At 53.1% G+C, this 12,995-nt stretch carries 13 protein-coding genes, 1 pseudogene and 1 other annotated feature; of the genes and pseudogenes, 7 read left to right on the top strand and 7 right to left on the bottom strand.

The annotated features are described in order from the left end of the window. Window positions 1–77: 77 nt before the first annotated feature. Genes thiH through thiC form a run of 5 tightly spaced genes read right to left on the bottom strand, consistent with a single transcriptional unit; the run spans window position 78 to window position 5,591 of the window. Window positions 78–1,187 (bottom strand): 2-iminoacetate synthase ThiH, encoded by a 1,110-nt coding sequence (thiH, locus tag ACFOSD_RS14585; protein ID WP_380697846.1) that lies wholly within the window; start codon window positions 1,185–1,187, stop codon window positions 78–80. Between the two features lie 10 nt (window positions 1,188–1,197). Continuing rightward, complete coding sequence (locus ACFOSD_RS14580; RefSeq protein WP_380697844.1) at window positions 1,198–1,965, bottom strand: thiazole synthase; 768 nt, start codon at window positions 1,963–1,965, stop codon at window positions 1,198–1,200. A gap of 2 nt (window positions 1,966–1,967) precedes the next feature. Next, a complete protein-coding gene (gene thiS, locus ACFOSD_RS14575; RefSeq protein WP_380697842.1) occupies window positions 1,968–2,171 on the bottom strand; it encodes a sulfur carrier protein ThiS in 204 nt (67 codons plus the stop codon). Continuing rightward, entirely contained in the window at window positions 2,164–3,681 is a 1,518-nt protein-coding gene (gene thiE, locus ACFOSD_RS14570; RefSeq protein WP_380697840.1) for a thiamine phosphate synthase, read from the bottom strand. Before thiE ends, thiS begins: the two co-directional genes overlap by 8 nt. Before the next feature lie 2 nt (window positions 3,682–3,683). Next, window positions 3,684–5,591 (bottom strand): phosphomethylpyrimidine synthase ThiC, encoded by a 1,908-nt coding sequence (gene thiC / locus ACFOSD_RS14565; RefSeq protein ID WP_380697838.1) that lies wholly within the window; start codon window positions 5,589–5,591, stop codon window positions 3,684–3,686. 616 nt (window positions 5,592–6,207) lie between these two features. On the opposite strand from thiC, the gene ACFOSD_RS14560 reads away from it, so the two are divergent. The 4 genes from ACFOSD_RS14560 (at window position 6,208) to ACFOSD_RS14545 (ending at window position 10,192) form a co-directional block, all read left to right on the top strand. Then, window positions 6,208–7,038: a Shedu immune nuclease family protein gene (locus tag ACFOSD_RS14560; RefSeq protein WP_380697836.1), complete on the top strand. Its 831-nt coding sequence runs from the start codon at window positions 6,208–6,210 to the stop codon at window positions 7,036–7,038. A gap of 102 nt (window positions 7,039–7,140) precedes the next feature. Further along, complete coding sequence (locus ACFOSD_RS14555) at window positions 7,141–8,436, top strand: hypothetical protein (protein WP_380697834.1); 1,296 nt, start codon at window positions 7,141–7,143, stop codon at window positions 8,434–8,436. Between the two features lie 285 nt (window positions 8,437–8,721). After that, window positions 8,722–9,372 carry an IS91 family transposase gene (locus ACFOSD_RS14550; RefSeq protein ID WP_380697832.1) on the top strand — a complete coding sequence of 217 codons (651 nt, stop codon included), beginning with the start codon at window positions 8,722–8,724 and terminating at the stop codon, window positions 9,370–9,372. Window positions 9,373–9,682: 310 nt separating this feature from the next. Then, entirely contained in the window at window positions 9,683–10,192 is a 510-nt protein-coding gene (locus tag ACFOSD_RS14545; RefSeq protein WP_380697830.1) for a hypothetical protein, read from the top strand. Window positions 10,193–10,766: 574 nt separating this feature from the next. Here ACFOSD_RS14545 and ACFOSD_RS14540 read toward each other — a convergent pair. Beyond that, on the bottom strand, window positions 10,767–11,057 hold the full coding sequence (locus ACFOSD_RS14540; RefSeq protein WP_380697828.1) for a type II toxin-antitoxin system RelE/ParE family toxin: 291 nt from the start codon (window positions 11,055–11,057) through the stop codon (window positions 10,767–10,769). Further along, window positions 11,050–11,271, bottom strand: a complete 222-nt coding sequence (locus ACFOSD_RS14535; RefSeq protein ID WP_380697826.1) for a TA system antitoxin ParD family protein — start codon at window positions 11,269–11,271, stop codon at window positions 11,050–11,052. Before ACFOSD_RS14535 ends, ACFOSD_RS14540 begins: the two co-directional genes overlap by 8 nt. A 379-nt stretch (window positions 11,272–11,650) precedes the next feature. On the opposite strand from ACFOSD_RS14535, the gene ACFOSD_RS14530 reads away from it, so the two are divergent. The 3 genes and pseudogenes from ACFOSD_RS14530 to ACFOSD_RS14520 form a co-directional block, all read left to right on the top strand. Then, a complete protein-coding gene (locus ACFOSD_RS14530) occupies window positions 11,651–11,890 on the top strand; it encodes a hypothetical protein (protein WP_380697824.1) in 240 nt (79 codons plus the stop codon). 87 nt (window positions 11,891–11,977) lie between these two features. After that, window positions 11,978–12,343: a DUF6988 family protein gene (locus tag ACFOSD_RS14525; RefSeq protein ID WP_380697822.1), complete on the top strand. Its 366-nt coding sequence runs from the start codon at window positions 11,978–11,980 to the stop codon at window positions 12,341–12,343. A 47-nt stretch (window positions 12,344–12,390) separates the two neighbouring features. Beyond that, window positions 12,391–12,995: pseudogene (locus ACFOSD_RS14520) on the top strand (IS3 family transposase); the annotation flags it as partial. Beyond that, window positions 12,669–12,785 (top strand) — a sequence feature (AL1L pseudoknot). Its footprint overlaps the pseudogene before it by 117 nt.

Below are 12,995 nucleotides of genomic sequence, written 5' to 3'. Positions count from 1 at the left end.
ATACGGGCATGCGCGAACGGGGTTGGTTGTAGGAGTGCAGCCCCCTGCGCGAATTTTTCGGCCAGAGGGCTGGCCTCCTACCAACCCGGTTGCCAATCCTTCCATACGGGTTGGTAACCGGCGTGTTTAATCGCCGCAACCACATCACCCACCGAGCGCGCATCATCAATTGCAAACTGTTCCAGCGCGGCGTCGGCGTCCACCGCATAACCCCCCGGCTGGGTTTTCGACGCGGCGCTGATTGTGGTGATGCCCAGTGGCAGCAGCCGGTCACGGAATTCCGCGCGTTCGCGGGTAGACAGGCTCAATTCCAGATCGGGGCTGAACAGCCGCCACGCGCAAATCAATTGCACCAGTTCGGCGTCGCCAATCGGCTGGGCAACATGATAATCACCCTCAGCGGGTCGCAAACGCGGAAAAGCCACACTGAACTTACTGCGCCAATAGCGTTGCTCCAAATAGCGCAAATGGTGCGCCATCATCAGGCAGTCGGTGCGCCAATCGGTCAGGCCCAGTAACACGCCTAAGCCGATTTTATGCACTCCGGCATTGCCCAAACGCTCCGGCGTTGCCAAGCGATAGTCAAAATCGGCTTTCTTCCCTACGGGATGATGTTCCGCATATACCCGGCGATGGTAGGTTTCTTGATACACCAACACGCCATGCAGCCCGGCTTTTTGCAGACGTTCATAGTCGGGCTGGTCGAGCGGCTGCACTTCCATGCTAACCTGCGCAAACCGTGGCCGAAGTTGCTGCAACGCCGCCGCTAAATAGTCCACACCCGCGACCTTGGGCGCTTCGCCCGTTACCAGCAGAATATGTTGAAAACCCATGGCTGCCAGCGCATCGGCTTCGCGGTCGATTTCTTGCGCGTTCAGCACTTTGCGCCGCAGATGATTGTCCATCGAAAAACCGCAATAGGTGCATACGTTTGCGCAGGCATTACTGAGGTAGAGTGGCGCGAATAACTGTTGGTTCAGGCCGAAGCGCTGGCGCGTTAACGCTTGGCTTTGCTGCGCCATGGCTTCTATATAAGGGCGCGCTGCCGGGCTGATCAGTGCTTTGAAATCCTCGAACGAGCGTTGTGTTTTGCTCAGTGCGCGCTCTACGTCCGCCGCTGTTTTACTCATCAGCGACAAGTGCTCGGCGTCCCAGCTCAAGGCGTCTTGGGTGTCGATAAAGGACATGGCGTATTACCTAGGTGGATAAGAGAAAGTCGGTGAGCGGGCTCGACGCCTGCGCCTGCTGGTGTTGGCCCGGTAAGCCTGCTTCGTACGCCATGCGGCCAGCGATTACGGCGAGCTTGAAGGCGGTTGCCATCGCTACCGGGTCTGCCGCCGTAGCAATGGCGGTATTCACCAGCACGGCATCGGCCCCCAATTCCATAGCCGCCGCCGCGTGGCTGGGCGCGCCGATACCGGCATCGACAATCACTGGCACCTGCGCCTGTTCAATGATGATGCGCAGAAACTCGCGGGTTTCTAACCCCAAATTGGAACCAATGGGCGCAGCCAACGGCATCACCGCCGCGCAACCCACGTCTTCCAAGCGTTTGCACAACACCGGGTCGGCATGAATGTACGGCAGCACAATGAAGCCCTCGCGCGCTAAGGCTTTGGCGGCCTTTAAAGTTTCTATCGGGTCGGGCATCAAATAGCGCGGGTCGGGGTGAATCTCTAACTTGAGCCACGGCGTACCCATGGCTTCACGCGCCAAATGCGCCGCTAAAATGGCGTCTTCCGCGGTGCATGCGCCCGACGTGTTGGGCAACAATTGAAAACCTGCGGCTTTTAAGGGGCTGAACAGGTCGTCGGCCGGATCATTCAGGCTGACGCGTTTCAGCGCCAAGGTGACCAGTTCGCTTTCGCTGGCCTGCAACGCCGCCAGCATGTGCTTGGTGCCAGAAAACTTGCCCGTGCCGGTTAATAAGCGTGATGTGAATGTACGATCGCCCAGTGTGAACATGGTTAACCTCCTGCCACAGCACGAAATAAATGCAGTTCATCGCCCTGTGCTACCAGCGTTTGGTGCCATTGGGATTTAGGTACCACAACGCCATTCACCGCCAGCGCCATACCGTCTTGTGTTTCGATCACGGTGCGCAGAGCCTCTTCCACAGAACAGGCCGCCACCAACTCAACCGGCGTTTGGTTGATCTGAATACTAATCATTGAAAGCCTCCAAGGCCTGATTCATCTCGGCTAAGGCCTGTTCCGGGTTTGCTGCTTCGGTCAGCGCCGTGACCACCGCCACACAGCGCACGCCGCAGGCGCGTATGTCGGACAAATGATGCGGTTTGATGCCACCAATGGCGACGGTGGGAATACCCGCTTCGTCAGCCAACGCCTGATAATGCGCCAAGCGTGCCAGCCCTTGCGGTTGGCTCGGCATCTTTTTGGTTTGCGTCGGGAAAATATGCCCCAAGGCGACATAGCTGGGGCGCAAAGCAATAGCACGCAACAGTTCGGCATAGCCATGGGTCGAGACGCCCAAACGAATACCGGCCTGACGCAAGGCGGGCAGGTCGGCATCGGCCAAATCTTCCTGCCCCAAATGCACACCATAAGCACCCAACTCCAACGCCAGTTGCCAATGGTCGTTAATGAACACCTGTGCGCCGTATTGTTGACCAAGTTGAATAGCGGTACGAATTTCCGGTATCAGACGGCCGGCGTTGTTATGTTTAACGCGCAACTGAATGACTCGTGCTCCGGCTTTTAACAAGCGTTGCAGCCATTGGGTATCCGGCACCACGGGGTAAATGCCCTCTTGCTTGCGGGTGCAGGGCAAAAAGGCCTCATGGGCGGGGGTGTCGGTACAGGCTTGGTCGCACTTTGGCAAACGCGCCAACCGCAACCAGTCGGCCGTGCGTTGGCGGCGCTCCAGCGTGCCTGCCCCGGCGCCCGTAGAATAGGCTTGCAGCAAGCCCTGTTGTACGTAAGCACTGGCGAGGGCGCAGGCATCCGGCACCGACAGCCCGCGCGCCAAATGTGTGGTAATGGCGCTGCTCAAGGTGCAACCGGTTCCGTGCGTGTGCTTGGTGGCAACGTGCGGTTGCGTAAAGCGCCACATTGCGTCCGTGCTGACCAGCAGGTCTACAGAATGTTGGGCTTCGGGTTCGTCCGCATAGCCATGCCCGCCTTTCACCAACACCGCCCGGCAGCCGGTTTTCAGCAGGCTGCGTGCCGCGTGCTCCGCGTCCTTCGGTGAACGCACCACGCGGGCGGTCAGGGCTTCCAGTTCTGGCAAATTCGGCGTCAGCACATCAACCACTGGCAACAAACTCTGTAAATCCTGCAAGGTACTGGTGCTGCTCAATTTGTCGCCGCTGGTGGCGACCAATACCGGGTCTAGCACCACGGGCACCTCAGGCCAGCGCGCTTTCCAGCGCGGCAACCATTCATGCAGCAGGCGAATTTGCCACGGCGTGGCGATGAGGCCGATCTTGATTGCCGCCGGGGGAAGGTCAGCCGCCAAAGCATCCGCTTGCGCTTGAAACATGGGGGCATCGACCGCCAGCACCGATGCCACGCCCACGCTGTTTTGCGCCGTCAGCGTGGTGATGAGCGTGCAAGCATGACCGCCCAAAGCGTTGATGGTCAGGATGTCGGCCTGAATCCCCGCGCCACCGCCGGAATCAGACCCGGCGATGCTCCAAATGATAGGACGAGAGTCCGTCATGCTCAGTCCTCCGTGGCCGGATGATAGAGCTGCGAACCGGTTTCGCGGAACTCGGCCGATTTCGCGGCCATGCCTTGCGCGGCGTCAGGGTTGGCGGCATTAGCGGCATTCGCAATGTCGCGCACTTCCTGACTGATCTTCATCGAACAGAATTTCGGCCCGCACATGGAGCAAAAATGCGCCACCTTGTGGCCGTCTTTTGGCAGCGTTTCGTCGTGGTAGGCGCGCGCGGTGTCTGGGTCTAAGGCGAGATTAAACTGGTCTTCCCAGCGGAACTCAAAACGCGCCTTGCTCATGGCATTGTCGCGGATCTGTGCGCCGGGGTGGCCTTTCGCCAAGTCCGCTGCGTGGGCGGCAATTTTGTAGGTGATCAAACCTTGTTTTACATCGTCTTTGTTGGGCAAGCCCAGATGCTCTTTCGGCGTGACGTAGCACAGCATGGCGCAGCCAAACCAGCCGATCATCGCCGCGCCGATGCCCGACGAGAAGTGGTCATAACCCGGTGAAATGTCGGTGATCAACGGCCCCAAGGTGTAGAAAGGCGCTTCGGCGCAGCTCGTTAACTGCTTGTCCATGTTGGCCTTGATCAAGTGCATGGGCACATGGCCGGGGCCTTCAATGATGGTTTGAATGTCGTGTTTCCAGGCAATTTTCGTCAATTCGCCCAGCGTTTCCAGCTCGGCAAACTGGGCTTCATCGTTGGCGTCGGCAATGCTGCCAGGGCGCAGACCATCGCCCAGCGAGAAGGTCACGTCATACGCCTTCATAATGGCGCAGATGTCTTCAAAGTGCGTGTACAAGAAGCTTTCGGTGTGGTGCGCCAAACACCATTTCGCCATGATCGAACCGCCCCGGCTCACAATGCCGGTGACTCGATTGGCCGTCATCGGAATGTGGTGCAAACGCAAACCGGCGTGAATGGTGAAGTAGTCCACGCCTTGCTCGGCCTGTTCGATCAGGGTGTCGCGGTACACTTCCCAGGTGAGGTCTTCCGCTACGCCGTTCACCTTTTCCAGTGCCTGATAAATCGGCACCGTGCCGATGGGCACCGGCGAATTGCGCAGAATCCACTCGCGGGTTTCATGAATGTTTTGGCCGGTGGACAAGTCCATCACCGTGTCTGCACCCCAGCGGGTAGACCAAATCAGCTTTTCGACTTCTTCTTCCACGCTCGACGTTACCGCAGAATTGCCGATGTTCGCGTTCACCTTCACCAAGAAATTGCGCCCAATGATCATGGGTTCAATTTCAGGGTGGTTGATGTTGGCGGGAATCACCGCACGCCCCGCCGCGACTTCGGCACGCACAAATTCCGGCGTTATATCGGTTGGAAGGTTGGCACCAAAATTCTGGCCGGGGTGCTGCACATGTAAATGCTCGGCACGCAAACGCTGCCGCCCCATGTTTTCACGAATGGCGATGTATTCCATTTCCGGGGTGATGATGCCTTGGCGGGCGTAGTGCATTTGCGTGACGTTGCGGCCTGCTTTGGCGCGGTGTGGCGTTTTGCGCCCGGCAAAGTGCAGATGCTGCAAGCGAATGTCCTGCTGGCGCACTTTGGTGTATTCGGAACTCACGTCAGACAGCAACTCGGTGTCGTCACGTTCGGCAATCCACGCGCCGCGCAGCGACGGCAAGCCTTGGCGCACATCCACGGTTTTTTCGGGGTCCGTATAAGGGCCAGAGGTGTCGTACACCGGAATGGGCTCGTTGTCTTCCCATTGCTCGGTGTGGCCGATGCGCGTGGGCGACAAGACGATTTCGCGCATGGCAACCTGCATATCCGGCCGTGAACCGGGCAAGTACAGTTTGCGTGAACCGCTTAGAGGCTGCGTTACGTCCGCACTCAGTTTAGCGACGCGGTCGCCCAGCGTAGAAGGGGTGGTTGGGTTGGTGTCTATTGTTGTCATTCCAGTCTCTCTTGGTTGAAGCCAGGGAAAGACGGAGTGACCGCTTAGGGTGTTATGGGTGAAAGGCTGCTGGGCAGCGGCTGATGCCACAAGAAATAGCACCGGCCAAAAACCATGTTGGGCATGGTTCTTCTTGTTTCCTGCGCAAGTCTTAACTCGATCAGGTTCCACGGATCCCGCAATTGCGATCTCAGCTCATTCGTTTTTCGGCACGGCGTTGTGCTATCCACTCGCTCACATGAAACACGCGTGAACCCATCCCTGGGGCTCCAATGCGGCGTCCTGCCGCATAGGGTTTCATTTAGAGCGAGCGGATACCACCCGCCAGTGCCGGTAACGCGAATGCGCACTCCGACAAGATTTTGTGCCAGCAAACTAAAGTTTTTGGAGCGGGGCGTCAAGGGGTGATGGTAGTGAAGCGGCGAAGCTGGTTATCTAACCAGTATGAACAGGGCTTTTTGCTTGCGCGTTCGCGTTTTTCTGCTAAGTTGGTTTTAGTCGATGCGTTTTTTTGGGGATGGGCTAAAAAATACTATGGAAAACAAGGGTTTGGATTTACGGCTTCGGTATTTATGCACAAAAATAAACTGTTAGGCAATAAAAGGAGCTAGGTCGCTTGAATTCTGATCCAGCCAAAATTACTACAGTTCATGACCGATTCTTGAGTCTTATGGATGAAAACCATCCTGAACAGGTCTATCAGAGGTTCATGGAAGAAAACACCTGTCTAATTCCCCGCGAATTCATCCAGAACCACGGTATCCATTTTGACTTGGTGCTTAGGAAGCTGTCCCTTGCAAAAGATTACGCTCCAGACTTCTTTTACTTGTCGAAAAGTTCAGCAGACTGGAATCTGGTTTTGATCGAAATCGAGAAACCAAGATCACGATACTTTAAAGGTCAGAGCAATAACTTGCACCCGGAATTCCTTGCTGGGCTGGATCAGATTGCACGGTGGCGGGCGTGGTTTGATAACCCCGCTAACCTAACAGGATTTACAGATGGTACGATTGCGCCAATTCGCAAGCCCATGGCGCGAAATCCATGCCACATTAAATATGTCTTAGTACATGGCCGACGCTCAGAGTTCGAGGGTAGCGAACTTCGGCGCGGACTTATCAGGGCTCGCGAGGCCGAAGATTTCCATATCATCTCGTTCGATAGTCTCCTTGAATCCTTGCATTCGAAGGGCCCACTTTACCTAGGCATCCGCAAGAACGAGTATGTCGAAATCGTATCGGAAGAGTTTGTCGGTGAGTCTATATTTTCTTGGATGGAACCTACTCAGCTGAGAATATCTGAAGGCCTTCGAGCTGACATCATTCGCAACAAAGCCAACTGGCGTCATCATAGAACGAAGGGGGGCGGCAAGGTGCTTGAAAGTGTGCTGCCCACTCTGGGCCGATGCGATGCGCTGACTCAATCTTCAAATGCAACAGTCAGCTGAGTGCCTAATCAGTTGCTGCACGCGGATCAATTACTTGCAACGCTCCCAATTTACCAGTGAGCAAGACGTTAGCGATGATAAGGGCAGGAGGAATAATCGCACATGGAAACACTGGAGCAGCGTATAAAGCGTCTTGAATTGGCCACAGAGAGGATTCTGACTCATCCGGTCACGGATAGCTTTAGTGCACTCATTGAGCCCAACAGAAGAGTCTTTAAAGATTTTCGGATTGTGTATGCAACAGATAATTTGCGTTCAGAGTTCGGTGGTGTCTCATTAGACTCGATCGAAAACGAATGCCCTGCCGTTTCTAAGTATTTTGGTGCACCCGGGCTCCTTTTTTATGACGACGAATTGTACGAGACAACGAAGCGGGATGGGTTTGCGAAGTTTCCTCTAGATTATTCAGTGAGTTTCGATACACAAGTAGCGGAAGCCTTTCGTGTATACGAGGAGGGGAAGAAAGTCGCCGACTGGGAATGGTTCGTGAAACTCGTACAGCTAGTAAAGGTTGGTGACGGGCAATTTAACTTCGATTATACGTTTTATATAGTGGAAGACTTGGTTCACACATACGATGAGTCGAACTTGCGTCCATTTAACACGATTCGCGCGCTGAAGCGGCTTGATCATTTGGATGAGCAAGCGTTTGCCGATGACCCGCGAAATCCGAAGTTTAACGGAGATCGGGCAAGTGCCGGTCGGCAAGCGGCTGAAGCTATCTATTCGTTTCAAGAAAGCAAAGAGATACAGCAAAGCTTGGTGCGGCGAAAAGGGCTCAAGCTGGTGTTGATGCGGGCAATGCTCCTGCGCTGGGAGGCAAAGAGAAACCACCATGAAAACCTACTAAAGCTTGTCGCGTATTCAGTCGACTGTCTTGGGCGTTTCGGGAAAATGGAACTGTATTTTGCGTGGAAATTGCTCAAGCACGGTGACAAGCACCGTTTCTTTGGTAGTTTGCTCCAGCCGTCAGACGTGGCCATGGAAAAGATTAATGGCATGAGCTGGGATTTGTTTTCACTAAGGCACCAAGAAACCATGGCCAGCAACTCACAGCATGGGATGTTTTATATTCCTTTTATTGCGACGTTTGATCGTCGTTTTAAAGAGCTTTTTGCGGCATGTCCAATCAGGTGCATGTTGGTCGATGACCGATACAAGCGGACTAATGTCATCTTCTTTGACGAGCTTGAATTCTTCGCTGACTTGAATTTGGCTCTTGATGAGGCCACTAAAAGCCGGCTCTCAAATACGGACGCCAAGATTGCTAGGCTTTCATCAAGTTTGCGAGGTACAGATTTGGATGAACACTTAGGTGAGCTTGAGAACGAGTGTAAAAAATTTCTGTCCGTTGTTCGCGCTAACACATATGAGACTTCTCGGGGTAATAGGCAATAGCTGTTTTTTTGGGCCGAATAAGCGGTCAACATTAAAGCCATGAGTGAGCTCTCCAACTTCACGGGTCTTCGTGGGCTGTCGGCACTAGGTGCTTACAGCAAAAATACCGCAAGGAATCTACCTTCGGTCGCATATGAGGCTCACTTTTGTATTTCTCCCCACGGCCTGATCTGTTCGTTCCGTCCGAGTGATCAGAATCAAATGGGTCTGAGTCATTGATTTTACGAATTTAAGGTCAGTGAAAGGTAGGGCCAACAACTGACCCGTACCTAAAATCCGTCTGGTGTGCTGAAACCATCACGGCGCTGGGAAAGCCGACATAAAGGCTACTTGCTACCGGTCAAAGCGTTATCTAAACGCTTTCGAGGGCTTATGGTCAGCGCCTTGCGTACCACACGACACAGCGGTGGCCTCGCCACCAGGGAGTTTGATCAGACCCTTGATCGGTTGATGACCAAGCCCTGGTGCGTGTACAGCAAGTCCGCCGTCCGCTATCGGGAAACACTGGTGGAATACCTCGCACGCTACAGCCACCGCATCGGGTTAAGCAACCACCGTCTGTTGAGTTGGGAGAATGGACAGATCACCTTGGCGTACCATGACTACCGCACCACGAAGGATCGCCGATTGCGCTTAACACCCGAAGAACTGCTCCGGCGCTTTTTGCTGCATGTACTACCGAAAGGCTTCATGCGCATTCGCCATTACGGTTTTCTGGCCAATGCCATCAAGCAACGCAGTCTGGCACTGATCCGACGACAGTTGCCACAGCGTAACACACGACAGAAAAAGACCGAGCAGACACCGCAAAATAGGCATGGCGCTCACTGTCCGCACTGCGGCCATCACCCAGTACTGTGTTTAGGTGACCAGCACACTGCGCCGTTGCAGGCCATACACCTACTGACCTCGATGCAGAGGAGAGACAGCAGCTAGCCGAACGGGCAGTGGGTCGCGTGATATTGCACTTCGGGGTGGCCCGAGGGCGTTGTGTTGTCAATGAGCGGGAATCCGGCTATAAAGATAGGACTGAGACGAAAAGAAGGTACCCTTAAGGGCGTTCGCAACCGCGTTGAGCACAGGAATTGACCTTATCGTCACCCACTAGCCACCCAGGATCCCCGATGCGGCAAAAAGCAAAACCCCTAGAAAATAGAACACGAAGCCTGCGGCGTTCAACAGGCGGTTATAGCCGCAGCTGAGCTGCCGTATAACCGCTTAATAGTTAAATGTCCAAGAGGGTATCGTGCGTAGAAAAACAGTCATAATTACGGTTTCTGTAATCTTCGCTTTGGTGGCAATACCAGCGGGGCTTTATTATTTAGCGATATATAGCCTGTTTGGTGGAAGTGGTCCTTCGCCAAAATTGGTTCTTGTGGTTCCATCTGATGAATATGAAGTGAGCAGTTTGCTAGATGCAATCGACAAAATTGACGACACGCTAGATCCTAGAGTAAATAAAAAAGCCGCCTCTGGAGAAGGTCGATTCTTTTACTACAAGCATGCCTACTGGTATCCATCGAGTGGCTCTGATACCTATGGCATTGCTCTAGTCGAGTGGGATACCACTACATGGGAGAACGACGACCAGAAAATGGGTGGCAGCTACTTTATCGATGTTTATTCCGAGAACAAAGAGTGCTCTCTATGTACTCAACTAAAGGAGGCTCTTTTGCAAGGTCAGGTAAAATTTAAATCACCGTGCGAAAGTCAGACTAATTTAACCGAATATGAGCGCATCAGATGCGACATTTAACAAGTCAATCAACTACGCGCCTACGGCGCCGGACGCAGCAAAGCTGCGCCGGCTATTGAAGCGTTAAGTGTCCCGTATGGAATGTCTGCATTGCCAAGAAGAGTTTGGATTGAGGGAGGCGCTAACGGAAAGCCCGTTTAGCTGGCCCGAAATGTCAACGATATGGTTTGAGTGCCCGAGCTGCGGGAAGGGAAACCACATAAAATTCCAGAAAGGTGGGTATGGACAGATTCGGATGCTTGGGGCGCCAGGTCCTGAGTGGGAGCAGGTCATATTCTATCCTTGCTCATCAATTCGTGTTCGCCAAGATCCTAGCTTTCTTCATATTTGGGTGGGAGAAACGCACTATGAAGTGGCTGCGAGGGAGTAAACACTTAACAAGGCCAGTCACGGCGACGGTTACTGCATTGCGGCTGCGCCTCCATTCCGTAACCGCGCGTGCTGAGCGGCGTTATGAATGGGTCCGGGCGGCCTTGAAGTGATCCAATGATCCTAGACACCCAATAAGAATCATGAACACCCTCATTGCAAAGTGGTAGAACACAGAGTGCCCTTTGTGCCGGGCAATAAAAAGCTATTTGCTCCGCTTTATATCACGGTAAAAGTTTTCGTGTGAGCCCAAAGCCATCAGTTCAAGGATGAGAGCGCCATCATCAAAACTGTAACCCAGCAGCGTCAGTTGCTTGTTCATGTTGAACTTATGGACTCGTAGAAAAGCAAGATCGCCTTTTTTCTGCTCACCCATGTTGGGGTTGTCCATCAAGTCCTTCACGGCCAGATCAAGGTCTGTCTTCTGATTAGGCTTGAGCTTCTTCACGGCTTTTTTGAAGGTCGGGGTCTGTAATACACGGGTGGCTTTAACCAAAGTCGTAGGTCTCCAGCTTTCCGGCGTCCCGCTCTGCCTGTGCGATGATGGCTTGCCGTACAAATTCGTAGGGCAGGTCCGGGTTGTCTTCCATCATTTCGCCAATTTTTGCCCAGTGCTCTATTTGCTTGGGCGGGGTTCGATTCAGCGCTTTGGCCATAATGGTGGCTCTTTCGACTAGGTTCTGATCTAAGCGTATGCTGCTGGTAGCCATGATAGCGTCCTCTAAGTGGTTTGTGGATTGTAGCGGAGTGCTACAAATGTGGCAATTAGTGACGTTTCATGAAGCGACAATTAACGTGATCGGTTTCGCTGGACCTATGACCCCTGCTTTTTGGCAGACTACTTTCTTCGGTAGCTATCACACTTAAACTGGATGATCGTGGCGTGGTGCACCAGAAAGCCACTAAACTGAACATTGGCGGTGCCTAATACGAACAAAGCGGCTATGCTTAAAACCGAATAAAGAAAAGGCAAAATCAGCAGAGATTCGTTGAAAGGCCACAAATTTAAGGGCGTAGGAAAGCTGGCGTGTGCCGGGCAGGTTTTTCTACAGCCTCGTTACTCAAAAAATCCATCATTGGAGCAGAGTAATGCTAGGTGAATACAAAAAATTCGTTGCAACGCCGTCTAAGGACGAAGGTACAGAGATAACCGTCTTCTGCCATAGTAAAGCCTTCGCTGAGCGTCGAGGTGAAGTTGAAGGATGGATTGACGTCCTGATGAAATCTGAAGGTGCTACCAGTTATGATGTGGAAATATCTGATTCAACATGGACTGAGGCAACTATTAACCGTGACAGACTGTTTGAAGAGCATTTTGGCAATACATAAAGATGGCTCTTATCGCTCCTCGAGGCTGGGGACGGCCTCTCCACCACTATGCGGCTACAAGTCGGCCCTAAAGCCGGGCGTTAATTCATGAGGATAGCCAATAACGTTCAAGAACACAGAAAACTGCAGCGTTGGTTTGACCAACAATTGAGTGAGTTACCGTACCCAAATTCTTCTAGGAATCGGTTGGCGTGCGCCTGTTTTGACATGGTTTTAGAGCACTATAAAGCAATCACTGAGCTCATAAACTTGAAACTGCCGGGTTCGGCGTTTTCCCTTTCAAGATTACTTTTCGAATCTTGCATAAGAGGTGTTTGGCTCCACAGATGTGCGACGGACGGAGATTTAATTCGATATGAGCGCGACAAACTAGACAAGAAAATGTTTGCGCTGATCGCAGATGTTGAGGAAACGGAAGGATTTGAAGACAAGATATTCTCGAAGGCAAAATGAATCACACCGGCTTTGTCGGAGGCTAACTTTCTTGAGAGAATTAGCCCATGAACAAGAGACTTGGATATTCACCCGAAGTACGGGAACGCGCTGTGCGACTGGTTTTGACCGGTGAGCACGAACATAAATCACGTTGGGCTGCCATACAATCTGTAGCGGCCAAGATCGGCTGTACCCCAGAGACACTGAGGTCTTGGCTTCTGAAAATGGAAGTCGACAGCGGCGCCAAGCCCGGCGTGACCAGTGAGCAAGCGGCTCGAATGAAAGAACTTGAGCGTGAAAATCAAGAGCTCAAGCGAGCCAACGAGATATTACGCAAAGCCGCTGCTTTTTTCGCCCAAGCGGAGCTCGACCGCAAACCGAAGTAATCATCGACTTTATTGACCGGGAACGTGGTACTCATGGTGTCGAGCCGATCTGCAATATCTTACAGATTGCACCTTCCACGTACTATCGCCACAAGCGCTTGCAAGCCAAGCCCGAGGAGCGCTGCGCCAGAATAAAAAGGGATGAGGCGCTGATGCAGGATATTGAGCGCGTCTATGAGAATAACCACTCGGTGTATGGGGCAAGGAAAGTCTGGAAGCAACTGCTGCGCGAGTCTATTGTTGTTGCCCGTTGTACCGTCGAGCGGTTGATGAAAGCGCAAGGC

Source organism: Salinispirillum marinum, from assembly GCF_042650105.1.
Classification (GTDB): Bacteria; Pseudomonadota; Gammaproteobacteria; order Pseudomonadales; family Natronospirillaceae; genus Salinispirillum; species Salinispirillum marinum.
This window is presented reverse-complemented; position numbering and strand designations above follow the sequence as displayed.

What these genes read in the sequence shown, in the direction of transcription:
- thiH (WP_380697846.1), bottom strand. Translation starts at nt 1,187, where the DNA reads ATGTCCTTTATCGACACCCAAGACGCCTTGAGCTGGGACGCCGAGCAC.
- ACFOSD_RS14580 (WP_380697844.1), bottom strand. Translation starts at nt 1,965, where the DNA reads ATGTTCACACTGGGCGATCGTACATTCACATCACGCTTATTAACCGGC.
- thiS (WP_380697842.1), bottom strand. Translation starts at nt 2,171, where the DNA reads ATGATTAGTATTCAGATCAACCAAACGCCGGTTGAGTTGGTGGCGGCC.
- thiE (WP_380697840.1), bottom strand. Translation starts at nt 3,681, where the DNA reads ATGACGGACTCTCGTCCTATCATTTGGAGCATCGCCGGGTCTGATTCC.
- thiC (WP_380697838.1), bottom strand. Translation starts at nt 5,591, where the DNA reads ATGACAACAATAGACACCAACCCAACCACCCCTTCTACGCTGGGCGAC.
- ACFOSD_RS14555 (WP_380697834.1), top strand. Translation starts at nt 7,141, where the DNA reads ATGGAAACACTGGAGCAGCGTATAAAGCGTCTTGAATTGGCCACAGAG.
- ACFOSD_RS14535 (WP_380697826.1), bottom strand. Translation starts at nt 11,271, where the DNA reads ATGGCTACCAGCAGCATACGCTTAGATCAGAACCTAGTCGAAAGAGCC.
- ACFOSD_RS14530 (WP_380697824.1), top strand. Translation starts at nt 11,651, where the DNA reads ATGCTAGGTGAATACAAAAAATTCGTTGCAACGCCGTCTAAGGACGAA.
- ACFOSD_RS14525 (WP_380697822.1), top strand. Translation starts at nt 11,978, where the DNA reads ATGAGGATAGCCAATAACGTTCAAGAACACAGAAAACTGCAGCGTTGG.